At 60.0% G+C, this 18347-nt stretch carries 15 protein-coding genes; 11 read left to right on the top strand and 4 right to left on the bottom strand.

The window, feature by feature from the left end; translation table 11 throughout:
- Positions 1 to 27 precede the first annotated feature (27 nt).
- Complete coding sequence (locus KSS96_RS08370; RefSeq protein ID WP_161979889.1) at positions 28 to 1797, top strand: ABC transporter transmembrane domain-containing protein; 1770 nt, start codon at positions 28 to 30, stop codon at positions 1795 to 1797.
- A 67-nt stretch (positions 1798 to 1864) separates the two neighbouring features.
- Here KSS96_RS08370 and KSS96_RS08375 read toward each other — a convergent pair whose 3' ends face one another.
- Positions 1865 to 3793 carry a transglycosylase SLT domain-containing protein gene (locus tag KSS96_RS08375; protein ID WP_017526661.1) on the bottom strand — a complete coding sequence of 643 codons (1929 nt, stop codon included), beginning with the start codon at positions 3791 to 3793 and terminating at the stop codon, positions 1865 to 1867.
- 213 nt (positions 3794 to 4006) lie between these two features.
- Here KSS96_RS08375 and KSS96_RS08380 point away from each other — a divergent pair, with 213 nt between their 5' ends.
- Complete coding sequence (locus KSS96_RS08380; protein WP_017526660.1) at positions 4007 to 5926, top strand: ATP-binding cassette domain-containing protein; 1920 nt, start codon at positions 4007 to 4009, stop codon at positions 5924 to 5926.
- Between the two features lie 117 nt (positions 5927 to 6043).
- Here the strand turns inward: KSS96_RS08380 and KSS96_RS08385 are convergent, their stop codons facing one another.
- Entirely contained in the window at positions 6044 to 6484 is a 441-nt protein-coding gene (locus KSS96_RS08385) for a universal stress protein (RefSeq protein WP_026067164.1), read from the bottom strand.
- 106 nt (positions 6485 to 6590) lie between these two features.
- On the opposite strand from KSS96_RS08385, the gene KSS96_RS08390 reads away from it, so the two are divergent.
- From KSS96_RS08390 to KSS96_RS08420, 7 genes are all read left to right on the top strand, one after another.
- Positions 6591 to 7028, top strand: coding sequence for a hypothetical protein (locus KSS96_RS08390; RefSeq protein WP_017526658.1), 438 nt, complete (start codon positions 6591 to 6593; stop codon positions 7026 to 7028).
- A 496-nt stretch (positions 7029 to 7524) separates the two neighbouring features.
- A complete protein-coding gene (gene fadB / locus KSS96_RS08395) occupies positions 7525 to 9672 on the top strand; it encodes a fatty acid oxidation complex subunit alpha FadB (protein ID WP_017526657.1) in 2148 nt (715 codons plus the stop codon).
- 29 nt (positions 9673 to 9701) lie between these two features.
- Positions 9702 to 10877, top strand: a complete 1176-nt coding sequence (gene fadA, locus KSS96_RS08400; RefSeq protein WP_003172567.1) for an acetyl-CoA C-acyltransferase FadA — start codon at positions 9702 to 9704, stop codon at positions 10875 to 10877.
- A 97-nt stretch (positions 10878 to 10974) separates the two neighbouring features.
- The gene (locus KSS96_RS08405) at positions 10975 to 11211 is read left to right on the top strand and encodes a DUF1653 domain-containing protein (RefSeq protein ID WP_017526656.1); all 237 of its coding nucleotides are present in this window, start codon (positions 10975 to 10977) and stop codon (positions 11209 to 11211) included.
- A gap of 114 nt (positions 11212 to 11325) precedes the next feature.
- Positions 11326 to 13947, top strand: coding sequence for a type I DNA topoisomerase (topA, locus tag KSS96_RS08410; RefSeq protein WP_017526655.1), 2622 nt, complete (start codon positions 11326 to 11328; stop codon positions 13945 to 13947).
- Positions 13948 to 14184: 237 nt separating this feature from the next.
- Positions 14185 to 14706 carry a DUF6586 family protein gene (locus KSS96_RS08415; RefSeq protein WP_017526654.1) on the top strand — a complete coding sequence of 174 codons (522 nt, stop codon included), beginning with the start codon at positions 14185 to 14187 and terminating at the stop codon, positions 14704 to 14706.
- Between the two features lie 118 nt (positions 14707 to 14824).
- Positions 14825 to 15058 (top strand): hypothetical protein, encoded by a 234-nt coding sequence (locus KSS96_RS08420; RefSeq protein ID WP_017526653.1) that lies wholly within the window; start codon positions 14825 to 14827, stop codon positions 15056 to 15058.
- Between the two features lie 59 nt (positions 15059 to 15117).
- Here KSS96_RS08420 and sulA read toward each other — a convergent pair whose 3' ends face one another.
- Positions 15118 to 15591, bottom strand: a complete 474-nt coding sequence (sulA, locus tag KSS96_RS08425; protein WP_217855986.1) for an SOS-induced cell division inhibitor SulA — start codon at positions 15589 to 15591, stop codon at positions 15118 to 15120.
- Between the two features lie 10 nt (positions 15592 to 15601).
- Entirely contained in the window at positions 15602 to 16210 is a 609-nt protein-coding gene (lexA, locus tag KSS96_RS08430; RefSeq protein ID WP_003172575.1) for a transcriptional repressor LexA, read from the bottom strand.
- 263 nt (positions 16211 to 16473) lie between these two features.
- Here lexA and KSS96_RS08435 point away from each other — a divergent pair, with 263 nt between their 5' ends.
- Together KSS96_RS08435 and nagZ are read left to right on the top strand one after the other, a co-directional pair.
- Positions 16474 to 17181: a TetR/AcrR family transcriptional regulator gene (locus KSS96_RS08435; protein WP_065877050.1), complete on the top strand. Its 708-nt coding sequence runs from the start codon at positions 16474 to 16476 to the stop codon at positions 17179 to 17181.
- A gap of 145 nt (positions 17182 to 17326) precedes the next feature.
- The gene (gene nagZ, locus KSS96_RS08440; RefSeq protein ID WP_217855988.1) at positions 17327 to 18337 is read left to right on the top strand and encodes a beta-N-acetylhexosaminidase; all 1011 of its coding nucleotides are present in this window, start codon (positions 17327 to 17329) and stop codon (positions 18335 to 18337) included.
- Positions 18338 to 18347: the final 10 nt, after the last annotated feature.

An 18347-nucleotide genomic window follows, 5' to 3' on the forward strand; every position in this document is an offset into this window, starting at 1 on the left:
TGTTGAGGGGTAGGTTCCTCATCGGTGATGCCTTCTATGTTCTCTACCCGTCAACGCCGCGCGATTCGCCTGGCCAGCCGCTTTATCGCGCCCTACCGCTGGCAGGCGCTGGGTGCCTTGCTGGCGCTGATCGTCACCGCCGGCATCACCTTGTCCATGGGCCAAGGCATTCGCCTGCTGGTGGACCAAGGGTTCATGACCCAGTCGCCGCACTTGCTCAACCAATCTATCGGCCTGTTCATGGTGCTGGTGCTGGGCCTGGCGGTGGGCACCTTTGCGCGGTTTTACCTGGTGTCTTGGATCGGCGAGCGGGTGGTGGCGGACATTCGGCGCCAGGTGTTCAACCACCTGATCTACCTGCACCCCGGTTTCTACGAGAACAACCGCAGCTCGGAAATCCAGTCGCGGTTGACCACCGACACCACGTTGCTGCAATCGGTGATCGGCTCATCGCTGTCCCTGTTCTTGCGCAATGCCTTGATGGTGATCGGCGGCATTGTGCTGTTGTTTGTGACCAACCCCAAGCTCACCAGCATCGTGGTGGTGGCGCTGCCGCTGGTGCTGGCGCCGATTCTGATTTTCGGCCGGCGTGTGCGCAGCCTGTCGCGCCTGAGCCAGGACCGTATTGCCGATGTGGGCAGCTACGTGGCCGAAACCCTCGGCCAGATCAAGACCGTGCAAGCCTATAACCACCAAGTGCAGGACGAGCAGCGCTTTGCCGTGACGGTGGAAGAGGCGTTCGCCACCGCGCGCAAGCGCATTGCGCAACGCGCCTGGCTGATCACATTGGTGATCATGCTGGTGCTCGGCGCCGTGGGTGTGATGCTGTGGGTGGGCGGTATGGACGTGATCAGCGGGCGCATTTCCGGCGGCGAGCTGGCGGCGTTTGTGTTCTACAGCCTGATCGTCGGCAGCGCCGTCGGTACGTTGAGTGAAGTGCTGGGCGAGTTGCAGCGCGCGGCCGGCGCAGCCGAGCGCATCGGTGAACTGCTGCAGTCCAGCAACGACATCCAGGCACCCGCCACCGCCGCCGTGAAATTGCCGCAGCGGGTCAGCGGCCGCATGGAATTGCAGGACCTGCGGTTTTCCTACCCTTCAAGGCCTGACAGTTACGCCGTCGATGGCCTGAGCCTGACCATCAACCCCGGCGAAACCCTGGCGCTGGTCGGCCCGTCCGGCGCCGGCAAATCGACGATCTTCGACCTGCTGCTGCGCTTCTACGACCCCCAGCAGGGGCGCATCCTGCTCGAAGGCCAGCCGCTGACCGCACTCGACCCCATGGACCTGCGCCGCCACTTCGCCCTGGTGTCGCAGAGCCCGGCGTTGTTTTTTGGCAGCGTCGAAGAAAACATCCGCTACGGCAACCCAGGCGCCACCCGCGAGCAGGTGGAAGCCGCCGCGCGCATCGCCCACGCCCACGATTTCATCCTGCAAATGCCTAACGGTTACCAGACCCATCTGGGCGATGGCGGCATGGGCCTCTCCGGCGGCCAGCGCCAACGCCTGGCCATCGCCCGCGCCTTGCTGGTGGATGCGCCGATCCTGCTGCTGGACGAAGCCACCAGCGCCCTGGATGCACAGAGTGAGCACTTGATCCAACAAGCCCTGCCGCAATTGATGCAGGGACGTACCACCCTGGTCATCGCCCATCGCCTGGCCACCGTGAAAAATGCAGACCGGATTGCCGTGATGGACCAGGGCAAGCTGGTGGCGGTGGGCACGCATCAGCAGTTGATCGCGAGCAATCCGCTGTATGCGCGGTTGGCGGCGTTGCAGTTCAGTGGTGGCGAGCGCTAACGAGCCTCACAGTTCAGACATTACAAATAACCAAATGTGGGAGGGGTTTCGTTCTGCCAAGGGTGCCTTACTGGTCGTCAAAGTACCGCTCATGCCAATCCACCAACGGCTGTGGCGAGTTGAGCTTCTGCCCGTAGATCACCGAATAAGACAGCACGTTCTGCACATACTGGCGGGTTTCGTCGAATGGAATGCTTTCCACCCACACGTCGAAACTCAGGTGGTCCGCACCGCGCAGCCACTGGCGCACGCGGCCGGGGCCGGCATTGTAGGCGGCGGAGGCGAGCACGCGGTTGCCGTTGAACTGGCTGTGCACCTGGCTCAGGTAGGCAGCGCCGAGCTGGATGTTTTTATCCGGGTCCAGCACTTGGGCCGGGGAGGCCAGCGGGATGCTGAACTTGCGTGCGGTGTCCTTGGCGGTGCCGGGCATCAGTTGCATCAGCCCGCTGGCGCCGACGCCGGAGCGGGCGTCGTCCATGAAGGCGCTTTCCTGGCGGGTGATAGCAAACACCCAGCTTGAATGCAGGCCACGGACTTTGGCTTCGCGCACCAGGGTATCGCGGTGGGCCATTGGGAAGCGGATGTCCAAGTCGTCCCAGTATTGCGCCTGGCTGATGGTGCGGATGGCCGGGAAATACCACTTCATGTCATAGGCCAGCTTGGCCTGGGCGACCATTTCGTCACGGTTGAAGTGGCGGCTGACGTGGTACCACTCGCGGCGGCCATCGACCACCTGGCCACGCGCGTAAAACTCCAGGGCGCGGCGTACGCCAGGGGTATTGCGCACTTTGTTGATCAGCGCCTGGCTCATCACCAGTGGCTTGTTGTTCAACTGGTAAGGGGCCTTGGAGCGGTCCGCGGCGAGGAAACCGTAGAAGTCCCGCTCGCGTGACAGGTTCTTGTACAGCACCAGGGCTTGCGGGTTTTTCGGTTCGGCCAGTTCCAGGCTGCGGGCCTGCCAGTAGCGCCAGCGGTTGGTGGTGGCGAGGTCTTGTGGGAGTTTGCGGGTCAACTGGTAGGCATCTTCCCAGCGGGCCAGGCGCAGCAGCAGGCGCAGGCGCCATTCGGAGACGGTGTTGTCGCGCAGTTCCGGGTCGTACTTGGTCATCACGTCAAGGGCGCGCGGGTCGAAGCGTTTGGCCAGGGTCAGGCCGATTTCGCGGGCGATCGACACTTTTTCGTCACGGGAGAAGTGCATGCTGCTGGCGTAGCCGTCGAGCAGGGCCATGGCCTTGTCCGGGTCCTGGCGTGCCAGGCGGCGCAAGCCCAGGCCGACGGCATCCGACATCGCCTCGGTGGCCGGCAGGAAGCGCGATGGGTCGCTGAGCATGTCGGGCTTCTGCGCCACGTCCACCATCAGGCGGCCTTGGGCACCCAGGGTGGGCAAGGTTTTCACCAGGCTATTGGCCAGCGCGTAGTTGCGCGCTTCGGCGGCGAGCTTGGCGCGGTCCCAGATCTTCTGTTCGGTGAGCTGGCCGTCCGCCGCCCATTGGCCGAAGGTGGCATCGCAGGCGGCAGGCTGGGATTTACCGGTCATCCACAGCTTTTCAGCGGTCTTGTAGCCTTCGGCCTTCAGGTTGTGGGTGAGTTGGTATTGGCCGTGCAGGCAGTCCAGTTCGACGAAATTGAGCTTGGAGTCGTAGTACTTTTCAAAGGTCTGCCAGTCGCCCCGTTCCGCCAGCCAGCGCAACCAGCGCAGTTTCATCCAGTTGGCCTGGGGTAGGTCGCCATTTTTGGCAAGGAACTGTTCGATTTCCGGGTTGCTCGCGGTTTTCAGGCGGGCGGTCAGTTCGTCGTAGGCCAGGTAGGGGGTCAGCGGGTAGTCGGCCAGGGCCTGGCTGTATTGCATGTACGGGCCGCTGTCGCCCTTGGCGAGGGCGCGTTTGGCTTCATCGTAATATTGACGTTGGGTGGTGAGGTCCACGGCCTGGGCGGATTGAACGGCGGTGGCGGAAAGAAGCAGACAAGATAAAAAGTTGAAAAGGCGACTGCGCATGAGACGTCCGTGCAGAGAAATCACGACTAGCACCGGCACCGCCGACACTGATTGCCCCTAGCTTAGCCTTTTGCCAGCGACCGGCGAAAGCTTTGCCGGGCGGTTCATTCAAGTTCATCGGAAATGTCCTACAGAACGTGTCGACAGAGAAAATGCGGGCCGCATCCCACCCTCAACTCAGGTAGAATGCGCGCCCAGTTTTTGGAGAAGCGTATGACCCTGCTCAAATTCAGCGATGTGTCCCTTGCTTTCGGCGCTATGCCGTTGTTGGACAAGGTGTCCTGGCAGATCGCCCGTGGTGAGCGGGTGTGCATCATCGGCCGCAACGGCACCGGCAAGTCCAGCATGATGAAGCTGGTAAAAGGCGACCAGAAGCCCGATGACGGTTCTGTGTGGCGCGCGCCGGGCCTCAAGATTGGCGAATTGCCCCAGGAATTACCGGTGGCCGACGGACGGACAGTGTTCGACGTGGTTGCCGAAGGCCTGGACGGCGTGGGCGAGTTGCTCGCGCAATACCACCACCTGGCGCAGAACTGCGTCACCGAAGAAGACCTGGACAAGCTGATGCATGTTCAGCAGGACCTCGAGGCCCGTGACGGCTGGCGCCTGCAGCAACTGGTCGACAGCACCCTGAGCCGCCTGCAATTGCCGGCCGACAAGACCCTCGCCCAATTGTCCGGCGGCTGGCGTCGTCGCGTGCTGCTGGCCCAGGCGCTGGTGTCCGAGCCGGACCTGCTGCTGCTCGACGAACCGACCAACCACCTGGACATCGGGGCCATCGCCTGGCTGGAAGAAGCCCTCAAGGATTTCCAGGGCGCCGTGCTGTTCATCACGCACGACCGTTCCTTCCTGCAGAACCTGGCCACGCGCATCCTTGAACTGGACCGCGGCGGCCTGATCGACTGGAACGGCGACTACGCCAGCTTCCTGGTACACAAGGAAGCCGCGCTGGCCGCCGAAGAAACCGCCAACGCGCTGTTCGACAAGAAACTGGCCCAGGAAGAAGTCTGGATCCGCCAGGGCATCAAGGCCCGCCGCACCCGTAACGAAGGCCGCGTACGTGCGCTGAAAGCCTTGCGCGTTGAGCGCAGCGAACGTCGCGAGCGCACCGGCAAGGCCAATATCCAGCTGGATACCGCCGACAAGTCGGGCAAGCAGGTGATGGTGCTGGAGAACGTCAGCTTCCACCACCCGGACGGCCCGTTCCTGATCAAGGACTTCTCCATGGTCCTGCAGCGCGGCGACCGTATCGGCCTGTTGGGCGCCAACGGTACCGGCAAGACCACCTTGCTCAAGTTGATGCTCAGTGGCTTGCAACCGACCAGCGGCACCGTGGAGGAAGGTACGCGCATCGACGTGGCCTACTTCGACCAGTTGCGTCATCAACTGGACCTGGAAAAAACCGTGATCGATAACGTGGCCGAGGGTCGCGACTTCATCGATATCGACGGCCAGAGCCGCCACGTGTTGAGTTACCTGGGCGACTTCCTGTTCAGCCCGCAGCGTGCACGTACGCCGGTCAAGGCCTTGTCCGGTGGCGAGCGTGCGCGTTTGCTGCTGGCCAAGCTGTTCAGCAAACCGGCAAACCTGCTGGTGCTCGACGAACCGACCAACGACCTCGATGTGGAAACCCTCGAACTGCTGGAAGAAGTGCTGTTGACCTTCAACGGTACCGTGCTGATGGTCAGTCACGACCGGGCATTCCTCGATAACGTGGTTACCAGCACGCTGGTCTTCGAAGGTGAAGGCAAGGTGCGCGAGTACGTCGGTGGTTACCAGGACTGGCTGCGCCAGGGTGGCTCGCCGCGTTTGCTGGGCGTGACTGAAAGTAAGTCGGGCAAAGCCGACCTGACGTCGGCCGTGGTCGCCCCTGTGGCAGCTGCGCCGGTTCCGGAGGCAGCGCCGACGGCCAATAAGAAGAAGCTCAGCTATAAGCTGCAGCGCGAACTGGAAGCCTTGCCGGGCGATATCGACGCCAAGGAACAGCAGATCGCCGCCGTAGAAGCAGAAATGGCTGACGCGGGTTTCTACCAGCGCCCTGCGGCGGAAACCGCCAAGGTCATCGCTTCCCTGGAGACGCTGAACCAGGAGCTGGAAGTGTTGGTGGAGCGTTGGGCTGAGTTGGATGGCTGAGTGATGGCGGTCTGATAAAAAGCCCGGCGCTCGTTTGATTGAGCGTCGGGCTTTTTTATATGAAATGCAGTTCAAATGTGGGAGGAAGCCCCCTCCCACGTTGGATCTTCATCGGTCTTACTTGTCTTTGACCAGTTTGACGGCCAACACATCGCACGGCGCGCCGTGCAGTACATCATTGGCAGTAGAACCCAGCAACAACGCCAAACCGTGACGACCATGGCTACCCACCACGATCAAGTCGCAAGCCTTTTCCTTGGCCAAGTGATGGATTTCCTGGCGCGGTTGGCCGTATGTCAGGTGGCAGTCTTCCTTTTTCAGGTGCGGGTATTTGAGAATCAAACGGTCCAGGCGCTCCTTGGCCTGGTCGAATTGTTGTTGCTGCAACTGGGAAAGGTCCATCGGCACGTCACCGCCAAAGGCCATGGCCATGGGCTCGACGATATGCACCAGCGACAGTATGGCGCCATTGGCCAATGCAGATTCCTGTGCGCGCTTGATCACTGGATCGCACTCTTCGGTCAGGTCGACAGCGACCAGAATATGTTCGTAGGGCATGAGGCGTTCCTCCAGGGGGACTGCAATAAATTCAGTATGGCTGCTTTCAAGCGGATCGGCTTGCGTCAGGTCAAATCCGCTCATCAGAAAAATCGGGAGTACACATATGACGGTCTGGATAGTGGTGTCAATCCTTGTCGTGGTTTTGAGCCCTCTGGCATGGCTGCGCCCTTCGCGCCATCAGAGCGGGCGCATGGCCTTGCGCATGGAGGCGCGCCGCATTGGCCTGGCCATGCAACTGGCGCCTCAGGAGTGGCCCCACTGGCTCAAGCATGAGCCGCCAAGCCCGTGCGCGCAGTACTGCCGGCCACGGCGCGGCGGTACGCCGGCGATCTGGAGTTATTGGCAGTTGGAGCCAGGTGTGTGGGTCAATCAGTGGCGCGAAGTGTGTGTGGATGAAAGGTTGTTGCCGCATTTTGCGACGTTGCCGGCCAACGTCTACAAAGTCGACGCCGACAAGCAAATGATCGCCCTGTATTGGGGCGAGAAGGGTCAGGCAAGTGACTTGCTGGCCATCGATGCACTGCTCAAGGCATTGGCTTGATAGCACTTGGTTAAAATAAGCTGGCAATAAAAAGCCCGACATCATCATCGGGCTGGAGTTGGCCAGGCAGGCCGGTAAATCAGGGTTTGGCGCGTCGGATGTTGATCCGCGCGCGGTACGGTTGCCGCAAGCCTAGCGGCATATCGCGTTCTGTACAGTCTTTCGTAAAATTTTTGAATTATTGATTTCGTGAATAGTTAGATATTGGCGAGGCGCACGCCTGGGGCGAGGTTCTGAAAATGACTGGAAAGTCGCCTTTTTCCTAGCCTTTCGGGCGATTGACAATTGCCCTGAATTGGATGAAGGTGGCGTACCCAAATCAAACGGGCGTATGAATTGAGCGTTTGTCTGTCAGACCGTTCATACAGAATCCCGACTATCGCATTGGCGGGTGTGCCTGGCGGATTGGCGTGAGCATTGATGCAACTGTCAGTGTCAAACCAGAGGCCAGCGTCCAATGTGTACTGTTCAGCTTCCATATCGTGGAGATCAGTTGATGATTTACGAAGGTAAAGCCATCACGGTTAAGGCTCTTGAAAGTGGCATCGTCGAATTGAAATTCGACCTCAAGGGTGAGTCCGTCAACAAATTCAATCGTCTAACCCTGAACGAACTGCGTCAGGCCGTAGACGCCATCAAAGCAGATGCTTCGGTCAAGGGGGTGATCGTTTCCAGCGGCAAGGACGTGTTCATCGTCGGCGCTGACATCACCGAATTCGTCGACAACTTCAAGCTGCCCGATGCCGAGCTGGTGGCTGGCAACCTCGAAGCCAACAAGATTTTCAGCGATTTCGAAGACCTCAATGTGCCGACCGTTGCCGCCATCAATGGCATCGCACTGGGCGGCGGCCTCGAAATGTGCCTGGCGGCGGATTTTCGCGTCATGGCGGCCACTGCCAAAATCGGCCTGCCTGAAGTCAAGCTGGGCATCTACCCAGGTTTTGGCGGCACCGTGCGCCTGCCACGCCTGATTGGCGCGGACAACGCGATCGAGTGGATTGCCGCCGGCAAGGAAAACAAAGCGGAAGACGCGCTGAAAGTCGGTGCCGTCGACGCTGTGGTTGCCCCGGACAAACTGGCCGAAGCCGCGCTTAACCTGATCAAGGGTGCCATCAGCGGCGAATTTGACTATAAGGCCAAGCGTCAGCCGAAGCTGGAAAAACTCAAGCTCAACGCCATCGAACAAATGATGTCGTTCGAGACCGCCAAAGGTTTCGTGGCTGGCCAGGCCGGCCCGAACTACCCGGCGCCGGTTGAAGCGATCAAGACCATCCAGAAAGCCGCGAACTTCGGTCGCGACAAAGCCCTGGAAGTAGAAGCGGCAGGCTTCGTCAAACTGGCGAAAACCTCGGCTGCCCAAAGCCTGATCGGCCTGTTCCTGAACGATCAGGAACTGAAGAAAAAAGCCAAGGCCTACGACGAAATCGCCAAAGACGTGAAACAGGCCGCCGTGCTCGGCGCCGGGATCATGGGCGGCGGTATCGCCTATCAGTCGGCGTCCAAAGGCACGCCGATCCTGATGAAGGACATCAACGAGCACGGCATCGAGCAGGGCCTGGCGGAAGCCGCCAAACTGCTGGTGGGCCGCGTTGATAAAGGTCGCATGACTGCTGCGAAAATGGCCGAAGTGCTTAACGGTATTCGTCCTACGCTGTCCTACGGCGATTTCGGTCATGTCGACCTGGTGGTCGAAGCGGTTGTCGAGAACCCGAAGGTCAAGCAGGCCGTGCTGGCTGAAGTGGAAGCCCAGGTCAAAGACGACACCATCCTGGCCTCCAACACCTCGACCATTTCCATCTCGCTGCTGGCCAAGGCTCTCAAGCGTCCGGAAAACTTCGTCGGCATGCACTTCTTCAACCCGGTGCACATGATGCCGCTGGTGGAAGTGATCCGTGGCGAGAAGTCCAGCGAGCTGGCCGTTGCCACTACCGTTGCCTACGCCAAGAAAATGGGCAAGAACCCGATCGTGGTCAACGACTGCCCGGGCTTTCTGGTCAACCGCGTACTGTTCCCGTACTTCGGCGGTTTCGCCAAGCTGGTCAGTGCCGGCGTGGACTTTGTGCGTATCGACAAGGTCATGGAAAAATTCGGCTGGCCAATGGGCCCGGCGTACCTGATGGACGTGGTCGGCATCGACACCGGTCATCACGGTCGTGACGTGATGGCTGAAGGTTTCCCGGACCGCATGAAGGACGACCGTCGCTCGGCTGTCGACGCACTTTACGACGCCAAGCGCCTGGGCCAGAAGAACGGCAAGGGTTTCTACGCCTACGAGGCTGACAAGAAGGGCAAGCAGAAGAAAGTTGCTGACCCGTCGGTGCACGAAGTACTGGCGCCGGTTATCTATGAGCAGCGTGAGGTGTCCGACGAGGACATCATCAACTGGATGATGATCGCACTGTGCCTGGAAACCGTGCGTTGCCTGGAAGACGGTATCGTCGAGACCGCCGCCGAAGCCGATATGGGCCTGGTGTACGGTATTGGTTTCCCTCCATTCCGTGGCGGTGCGCTGCGTTACATCGACTCGATCGGTGTGGCTGAATTCGTTGCCCTGGCTGATCAATACGCTGATTTGGGCCCGCTGTACCACCCGACCGCGAAGCTGCGTGAAATGGCCAAGAACGGCCAGAGCTTCTTCGGTTAAGCGCCCAAACGACTAGAGCGAGAATATTTATGAGCTTGAATCCAAGAGACGTGGTGATTGTCGACTTCGGTCGCACACCGATGGGCCGCTCCAAGGGCGGCATGCACCGCAACACCCGTGCCGAAGACATGTCGGCGCACTTGATCAGCAAACTGCTGGAACGCAACGTCAAGGTCGACCCGAATGAAGTCGAGGACGTGATCTGGGGTTGCGTCAACCAGACCCTGGAGCAGGGCTGGAACATTGCGCGCATGGCTTCCTTGATGACTCAGATCCCGCACACTGCGGCGGGTCAGACCGTGAGCCGCCTGTGCGGTTCGTCGATGAGCGCGTTGCACACTGCCGCCCAGGCGATCATGACCGGCAATGGTGATGTGTTCGTGGTCGGCGGCGTGGAGCACATGGGCCACGTCAGCATGATGCACGGCGTCGACCCTAACCCGCACATGTCGCTGTACGCGGCAAAAGCCTCGGGCATGATGGGCCTGACCGCGGAAATGCTCGGCAAAATGCATGGCATTACCCGCGAAGCCCAGGACGCGTTCGGCGTGCGCTCTCACCAGCTCGCCCACAAGGCCACCGTGGAAGGCAAGTTCAAGGATGAAATCATCCCGATGAACGGCTACGACGAAAACGGTTTCCTGAAACTGTTTGACTATGACGAAACCATTCGTCCGGACACCACCCTGGAAAGCCTGGCGGCACTTAAACCTGCCTTCAATCCAAAGGGCGGCACCGTGACTGCTGGTACTTCGTCGCAAATCACCGACGGCGCTTCGTGCATGATCGTGATGTCGGCGCAGCGTGCCCAGGACCTGGGTATACAGCCGCTGGCGGTGATCCGCTCGATGGCGGTGGCGGGGGTGGACCCTGCGATCATGGGTTATGGTCCTGTACCGGCCACGCAAAAAGCCTTGAAGCGTGCGGGCCTTTCCATCTCCGATATCGACTTCTTCGAGCTCAACGAAGCTTTTGCCGCACAGGCCCTGCCGGTGCTGAAAGATTTGAAAGTACTCGACAAGATGAACGAGAAGGTTAACCTGCACGGCGGTGCGATCGCCCTGGGCCACCCATTCGGTTGCTCTGGTGCGCGGATTTCTGGCACTTTGCTCAATGTGATGAAGCAGAATGGCGGCAACCTCGGGGTAGCTACCATGTGCATTGGCCTCGGCCAAGGCATTTCCACCGTCTTCGAACGCGTCTGAGCGTTGGGTTGACGGAAGCCGGGGCCCAGTGCCCCGGTTTTTGTTTTTGGGCAGTTTTGTATTTTTTTTTAAACAAATTTTGTAAGAGGGCCGGAGCATGAAAGTCGAACCAGGGCTCTACCAACATTATAAGGGGCCGCAGTACCGTGTTTTCAGTGTGGCGCGGCACTCCGAAACCGAAGAGGAAGTGGTGTTCTACCAAGCTCTGTATGGTGATTACGGCTTTTGGGTGCGCCCCTTGAGCATGTTCCTGGAGTCCGTCGAAGTTGACGGCGAGCAGGTCCCGCGCTTTGCTTTGGTCCAGGCCGAACCCAGTGTTTTTTCAGGGCAATAACGGCAGGTCGCGCAGAATGCTGCGCTTGACCTCACCCGGTTGCCACTATATATAGCGTTGCCGCGTCAGGCGCCAACTGCCTTTCACTTCTCGAATTCAGGAATTTTCCGATCCATGGGCAAATCGCTGGTCATTGTGGAATCCCCGGCTAAGGCCAAGACCATCAACAAGTACTTGGGCAACGAGTACGTGGTGAAGTCGAGTATCGGCCATATCCGAGACCTGCCCACCAGCGGTTCGGCTAGCGCCAGCAAGGAGCCTGCCGCCAAGCGCGGCAAGGCGGCTGCGGGTGAAGGTCCGGTACTCACGCCAAAAGAGAAAGCGCGCAAGCAACTGGTCTCGCGCATGGGTGTGGACCCGGATCATGGCTGGAAGGCCAAGTACGAAATCCTTCCGGGCAAGGAAAAGGTCATCGAAGAGCTGCGCCGGCTCGCCAAAGATGCCGACACCATCTATCTCGCAACGGACTTGGACCGCGAAGGGGAAGCCATTGCCTGGCACCTGCGCGAAGCCATTGGCGGGGATGACAGCCGCTATAAACGCGTGGTGTTTAACGAAATCACCAAAAAAGCCATCCAGGAAGCCTTCTCCAAGCCGGGCGAGTTGGATATCGACCGCGTCAACGCCCAGCAGGCGCGACGTTTTCTCGACCGCGTCGTGGGCTACATGGTCTCGCCGCTGCTGTGGGCCAAGATCGCTCGTGGCCTGTCCGCCGGTCGTGTGCAATCGGTAGCAGTCAAGCTGGTGGTGGAGCGCGAACGTGAGATTCGTGCGTTCAACCCCGAAGAGTACTGGGAAGTCCACGCTGACCTCGGCACCGCCAAGGGCGCCAACGTGCGCTTTGAAGTGGCCCGCGAGAAAGGCGAGGCCTTCAAGCCGCTGAACGAAGCCCAGGCCATGGCCGCGCTGGAAAAGCTCAAGGCATCCAGTTACAGCATCGTCAAGCGTGAAGACAAACCGACCAGCAGCAAGCCGTCGGCGCCGTTCATCACCTCCACCCTGCAACAGGCCGCGAGTAACCGCCTGGGCTTCGGTGTGAAGAAAACCATGATGATGGCCCAGCGTCTGTACGAAGCCGGCTACATCACGTACATGCGTACCGACTCCACCAACCTGTCGCAAGACGCGGTGGCGATGGCGCGCACCTATATTGAAAGCGAATTCGGCAAGAAGTACCTGCCGGAGAAGCCAAACGTCTACAGCAGCAAGGAAGGCGCCCAGGAGGCTCACGAAGCGATTCGTCCTTCCGACGCCAACACCACGCCGGCAAAGCTGAGCGGCATGGAGCGTGATGCTGAGCGCCTCTATGAGCTGATCTGGCGCCAGTTCCTGGCTTGCCAGATGCTGCCGGCGCAATACCTGTCCACCACCGTGAGCGTGGGCGCCGGCGACTTCGAGCTGCGTGCCAAGGGCCGTATCCTCAAGTTCGACGGCTATACCCGTGTGATGCCGCAAATCGCCAAACCGGGCGATGACGATGTGCTACCGGACATGGCCCAGGGCGACACGTTGAAGCTGATCAAGCTCGATCCGTCGCAGCACTTCACCAAGCCGCCGGCGCGTTACTCGGAAGCCAGCCTGGTCAAGGAAATGGAAAAACGCGGTATCGGTCGTCCTTCGACCTACGCGGCCATCATTTCCACCATCCAGGACCGTGGCTACGTGGCGCTGCACAACCGTCGGTTCTATTCGGAAAAGATGGGTGACATCGTCACCGAGCGTCTGTCCGAGAGTTTCTCCAACCTGATGGACTACGGCTTCACCGCCGGCATGGAAGAGAACCTCGATGACGTGGCCCAGGGCGAGCGTGACTGGAAAAACGTGCTGGACGAGTTCTACGGCGACTTCAAAAAGAAACTCGAAGTGGCCGAAAGCCCTGACAGCGGCATGCGTGCCAACCAGCCGGTGATGACCGACATCCCGTGCCAGACCTGCGGCCGCCCGATGCAGATTCGTACCGCATCCACCGGTGTGTTCCTCGGTTGCTCGGGCTACAGCCTGCCGCCAAAAGAGCGCTGCAAGGCCACGGTCAACCTGGTGCCGGGTGATGAAATCGCTGCCGATGACGAAGGTGAATCCGAGTCGCTGGTATTGCGTGGCAAGCACCGTTGCCCGATCTGCAGCACGGCGATGGATGCCTACCTGCTCGACGAGAAGCACAAGTTGCATATCTGCGGTAACAACCCGGATTGCAACGGCTACGAGATTGAAGAGGGCACTTATCGCATCAAGGGCTACGAAGGTCCGAGCCTGGAATGCGACAAGTGCGGCAGCGAGATGCAGCTCAAGACCGGCCGTTTCGGCAAGTTCTTCGGCTGCACCAACCCGACCTGCAAGAACACCCGCAAACTGCTCAAAAGCGGTGACGCAGCGCCGCCGAAGATGGACCCGGTGAAGATGCCTGAACTCAAGTGCGAGAAGGTCAACGACACCTACATCCTGCGTGACGGTGCCTCGGGGTTGTTCCTGGCTGCCAGCCAGTTCCCGAAAAACCGCGAGACCCGTGCACCGCTGGTGTTGGAGATCGTGCCGCACAAGGATGAGATCGATCCGAAGTACCACTTCCTGTGTGAAGCGCCGAAGAAGGATCCGGATGGTCGTCCAGCCGTGATCCGCTACAGCCGTAAAACCAAGGAGCAGTACGTGCAGACCGAAGTGGACGGTAAGCCTACCGGCTGGAAAGCGTTCTACGACGGTGGCAAGTGGAAAGTCGAGGACAAGCGCCAGGGCGCTTGATCTGCCGGAGACGCCGACGCTTGAGTGTGGGGGCTTGCTCCCGATAGCGGTGCATCAGTCTATATACACGTCGACTGGTATACCGCTATCGGGAGCAAGCCCCTTTTGCATCTGCGTGGTTCTGTAAGTGAAGTTTCTTCTCACGTAAGCGGCCGTTCATGGCACTTGCAGTGGGCTCGGCTGATCCGTGACACTGTTCAGCCAGCATCCTGCCTCATTCGTTGTGGAGATTGCCGTATGGCCAACGAACTCTATACCCGTACCAATCAGAAAATTTACTTCGCGGGTTTGTCTCTGGAGGCCCTTGGCCGTGCGGAGGAAGGCAAGGAGATGAATGCTATCGCGCTGGTCCAGGCAGGGCGCGAGGCGGCGTTGTTCCACTTGTACGGCGCCTTGCTCGGGCTGTGCCATGAGATCGCAGGGTTCTACCGTTTGCCCCAGGCCGGTTCGCCTCGTGCGGAAATGATCATGAACCATGAAGTGCTGGAGTCCATGGCCATCCCCGAATTGGCCGAGCTGGTAGAGATGGCTCAGAGCCCCGACAGCTGGGTGGCGCGTTTGCTCAAGGCCCATGCTGATATGTTCCAGCCGCCGCGTGTTCCCCATGTGCCTAAGGGTGACGTCACTCAACCGCTGATCGTAGCGGTAGCCTTGGACGAGGAGGAGCCCCAGCCACTGAGTCGGGCGGAGCTGGAAGGTTGGCGGCAAGAGCTGAAGAAGATGGCACTGCGCTTTCGTGAAGGTCTTAACGAGTGCTAATAGCGGCTCGGACTCAAAAAGCACCGTTCATCAAGCTGTAAAGAAACCTGTTCAGATCCTCAGCGAGGCTGGGTGTATGACTGATATAATCCCGGCCTTTCGTGGAGAACAGACTTTTATGCCGACGTCCTTTCTGGAAATTGTTGAACTGCCTGACGGTCGAATCGAACTGCGCCGGGCCGAGGACGAAGGTTCTCTGGTTACTCTGGATTTTTCCGAAGACGCCAAAGTGTTTCTGCAAGGCCAGCACGTGGAAGTGGCAAAAGCCATGTTGAGCGTGGGTGTGCAGATGGCCGGTCGGTTGGCGGAAGGCGAACCGGAAAAAGACGACGGACCGCGGATTCTTCACTGAGTCTCGTGGTGAACGGGCTTTAGTGGCGAGCCCGATCACTACAGGCCAAGCCTGTGATTTTATCCCAATCGAATATTCAAACTCTGCGCATCCCCTGTGCGCGCAGCACTGATCAACTGCTGTTTGGCCGTCGCGTTCAACGGGTTCAACCAGCTCACCACCGTGTGGCTACGCCCCAGGCGCAGCGCTTCACAAGTCAACTGCTGGGCGCTTTGCGTACCGCGTGGTTGCAGTAGCAGGATGCGCTCGCGGTTCAGGCCGGCATCCCGCAGCCAGGCCTGGGTGAGGCTGGCGGGCGGGGCGATCAACGTTAGCCAGCGGGCATCCTGCTCTTCGCTCAACTGACGCAGTATCGGTGCCAGCAGGCTCAGGCAGCTTCCGGCAGCGCCGCGCAACGACAGTTCACTGAACGCCTCAGGTTCGGCGCTCCAGGGCGCCTCGACTGTTTCCTTGAGAGTAGGCACAAGGGGTTGGGCCATAAAGGCTTCGAACAGCGACAGTTGCGTGTGTTGTGGGGTGTGCACGAGCTGCATGATGCCTCCTTTAGCGGCGAATAACGCCGACGCTCAGGCCTTCGATCACCAGGTCCTGGTCTTTCAGATTCACTTCAATCGGGGCGAATTCAGGGTTCTCGGCCAGCAGCCAGACCTTGCTGCCTTCACGCTTGAAGCGTTTGACCGTGACTTCATCACCGATACGCGCTACGACGATCTGGCCATTGCGGGCCTCGCGGGTGGTGTGAACGGCCAGCAGGTCGCCATCGAAGATACCCACGTCCTTCATGCTCATGCCATGTACCCGCAACAGATAGTCGGCGCGCGGGTGGAAGAAGGTCGGGTTGATGTTGCAGGATTCCTCGACGTGCTGCTGCGCCAGGATCGGCGCACCGGCGGCGACGCGGCCAATGATCGGCAGTGTCGATTCGTCGGCCTTGGCTTCGAAACCAGGGATGCGAATACCTCGCGAGGCACCGGGGGTCATTTCGATCGCACCTTTGCGAGCGAGGGCCTTGAGGTGTTCTTCGGCGGCATTGGGGGACTTGAACCCCAGTTCCAGCGCAATCTCGGCTCGTGTCGGCGGATAACCGTTGTCATCGAGGCAGCGCTTGATAAAAGCCAGAATCTCAGCTTGGCGTGGCGTCAGTTTTAGCATGTTGATCGCTCTGTCTTTTTATACAGTGACTGGGATTATATACAGTGAACTGCGCTTGGCAATCATCCTTTTACATGACTCCGCTGGACGGTCATTGGTCCGCCGTCCTACGCCGTTGAGATAGCGCTGCCTACAGACCTGAAAGGATGTGATTAAATAGCGCTCAAATAGATGACTGCCCGGCCGCAAAACGAACCTGCAGGCTTGACAAGACACACCCTGAAACGTATGTTTCAAACAAGTGTTTGTCAGGCGGAGTAGCCATGGCCCAGTCGGAAACCGTTGAACGCATTCTCGATGCTGCCGAGCAATTGTTCGCGGAAAAAGGATTTGCCGAAACTTCATTGCGGCTTATCACCAGCAAGGCCGGGGTCAACCTTGCCGCAGTGAACTACCATTTCGGCTCGAAAAAGGCCCTGATCCAGGCGGTGTTCTCGCGCTTTTTGGGCCCGTTCTGCGCCAGTCTCGACCGCGAACTGGAGCGTCGCCAAGCCAAGGCCGACAACAAGCCCAGCCTGGAAGAACTGCTGGAAATCCTCGTCGAGCAGGCCTTGGTGGTTCAGCCTCGCAGCGGCAATGACCTGTCGATCTTCATGCGTTTGTTGGGCTTGGCGTTCAGCCAGAGCCAGGGTCACTTGCGTCGTTATTTGGAAGACATGTACGGCAAGGTGTTCCGTCGCTATATGCTGCTGGTCAACGACGCCGCGCCGCGTATTCCGCCGATCGAATTGTTCTGGCGCGTGCACTTCATGCTCGGTGCGGCCGCGTTCAGCATGTCCGGGATCAAGGCGTTGCGCGCGATTGCCGAGACCGATTTTGGCGTCAACACGTCCATCGAGCAGGTGATGCGCCTGATGGTGCCGTTCCTCGCCGCCGGCATGCGCGCCGAAACCGGTGTGACCGACCCGACCATGGCCGCCGCACAGTTGCGCCCACGCAGCAAAACCGTGCCGGTTCCCGCCAAGGTTTGACCGCTCCGGGTGTGCGCGGCCGCTTGCATCCGCTAAGCTAGCCGCCATGCCGATTTCAGCTATTTACTCGCAACCCGTTGTACCTCGCTGTGCTTATTGCGCCGCTTGAGGGCAACGGGTTGTGCGCGTTATTTAAGGAAGGTTTATGACTGCTGCCCTGCAAGGTTCTTTGATGGTCGACGTTGCCGGTACCTGGCTGACGGCCGAGGATCGCCACCTGTTGCGCCAGCCGGAAGTGGGTGGCGTGATCATTTTTGCGCGCAATATCGAACACCCGCGCCAAGTGCGGGAGCTGAGTGCGGCGGTTCGCGCGGTGCGCCCGGACCTGCTGCTGGCTGTCGACCAAGAGGGCGGTCGGGTACAGCGCCTGCGCCAGGGCTTTGTGCGTCTGCCGGCCATGCGCGCGTTGGCGGACAACCCCAACGCTGAGTACCTGGCCGAACAGTGCGGCTGGGTCATGGCCACCGAAGTGCTGGCCGTCGGCCTGGACCTGAGCTTCGCCCCGGTGCTGGACCTGGACTACCAGCGCAGCGCCGTGGTGGGCACGCGTTCTTTCGAGGGCGATCCCGAGCGCGCCGCCGTGCTTGCCGGGGCGTTTATTCGTGGCATGAACAGCGCGGGTATGGCCGCTACCGGCAAGCATTTCCCTGGCCACGGTTGGGCTGAGGCCGATTCCCACGTCGCCATTCCCAATGACGAACGAAGCCTGGTACAGATTCGCGCGAATGACCTGATACCTTTCGCACGTTTGAGCAAGCAACTGGCGGCGGTGATGCCGGCGCATGTGATCTACCCGCAGGTCGACGCCCAGCCCGCCGGCTTTTCGCGCCGCTGGCTGCAGGAGATTCTGCGTGGCGAGCTGCAATTTGACGGGGTGATTTTCAGCGATGATCTGTCCATGGCCGGTGCCCATGTGGTTGGTGACGCAGCCAGTCGCATAGAAGCGGCGCTGACCGCCGGTTGCGACATGGGGTTGGTGTGCAATGATCGCGCGGCTGCCGAGCTGGCACTCACCGCAGCGCAGCGCATGAATGTCAAGCCGTCGGCACGGATCGCGCGCATGCGCGGCCAGGGGATCGCTTCACCGGACTACAAGCAGGATCCGCGTTGGTTGGCGGCGCTGACTGCTCTGAGGGCCGCCCAACTCATCGAATGATTGGGCATCC

It is taken from the genome of Pseudomonas asgharzadehiana, from assembly GCF_019139815.1.
Classification (GTDB): Bacteria; Pseudomonadota; Gammaproteobacteria; order Pseudomonadales; family Pseudomonadaceae; genus Aquipseudomonas; species Aquipseudomonas asgharzadehiana.

Coding starts and splice junctions, on each gene's coding strand:
- KSS96_RS08435 (WP_065877050.1), top strand. CDS start 16,474: ATGGCCCAGTCGGAAACCGTTGAACGCATTCTCGATGCTGCCGAGCAA.
- KSS96_RS08385 (WP_026067164.1), bottom strand. CDS start 6,484: ATGCCCTACGAACATATTCTGGTCGCTGTCGACCTGACCGAAGAGTGC.
- topA (WP_017526655.1), top strand. CDS start 11,326: ATGGGCAAATCGCTGGTCATTGTGGAATCCCCGGCTAAGGCCAAGACC.
- fadA (WP_003172567.1), top strand. CDS start 9,702: ATGAGCTTGAATCCAAGAGACGTGGTGATTGTCGACTTCGGTCGCACA.
- KSS96_RS08390 (WP_017526658.1), top strand. CDS start 6,591: ATGACGGTCTGGATAGTGGTGTCAATCCTTGTCGTGGTTTTGAGCCCT.
- KSS96_RS08420 (WP_017526653.1), top strand. CDS start 14,825: ATGCCGACGTCCTTTCTGGAAATTGTTGAACTGCCTGACGGTCGAATC.
- lexA (WP_003172575.1), bottom strand. CDS start 16,210: ATGCTAAAACTGACGCCACGCCAAGCTGAGATTCTGGCTTTTATCAAG.
- KSS96_RS08380 (WP_017526660.1), top strand. CDS start 4,007: ATGACCCTGCTCAAATTCAGCGATGTGTCCCTTGCTTTCGGCGCTATG.
- nagZ (WP_217855988.1), top strand. CDS start 17,327: ATGACTGCTGCCCTGCAAGGTTCTTTGATGGTCGACGTTGCCGGTACC.
- sulA (WP_217855986.1), bottom strand. CDS start 15,591: ATGCAGCTCGTGCACACCCCACAACACACGCAACTGTCGCTGTTCGAA.
- KSS96_RS08375 (WP_017526661.1), bottom strand. CDS start 3,793: ATGCGCAGTCGCCTTTTCAACTTTTTATCTTGTCTGCTTCTTTCCGCC.
- KSS96_RS08415 (WP_017526654.1), top strand. CDS start 14,185: ATGGCCAACGAACTCTATACCCGTACCAATCAGAAAATTTACTTCGCG.
- KSS96_RS08405 (WP_017526656.1), top strand. CDS start 10,975: ATGAAAGTCGAACCAGGGCTCTACCAACATTATAAGGGGCCGCAGTAC.
- KSS96_RS08370 (WP_161979889.1), top strand. CDS start 28: ATGCCTTCTATGTTCTCTACCCGTCAACGCCGCGCGATTCGCCTGGCC.
- fadB (WP_017526657.1), top strand. CDS start 7,525: ATGATTTACGAAGGTAAAGCCATCACGGTTAAGGCTCTTGAAAGTGGC.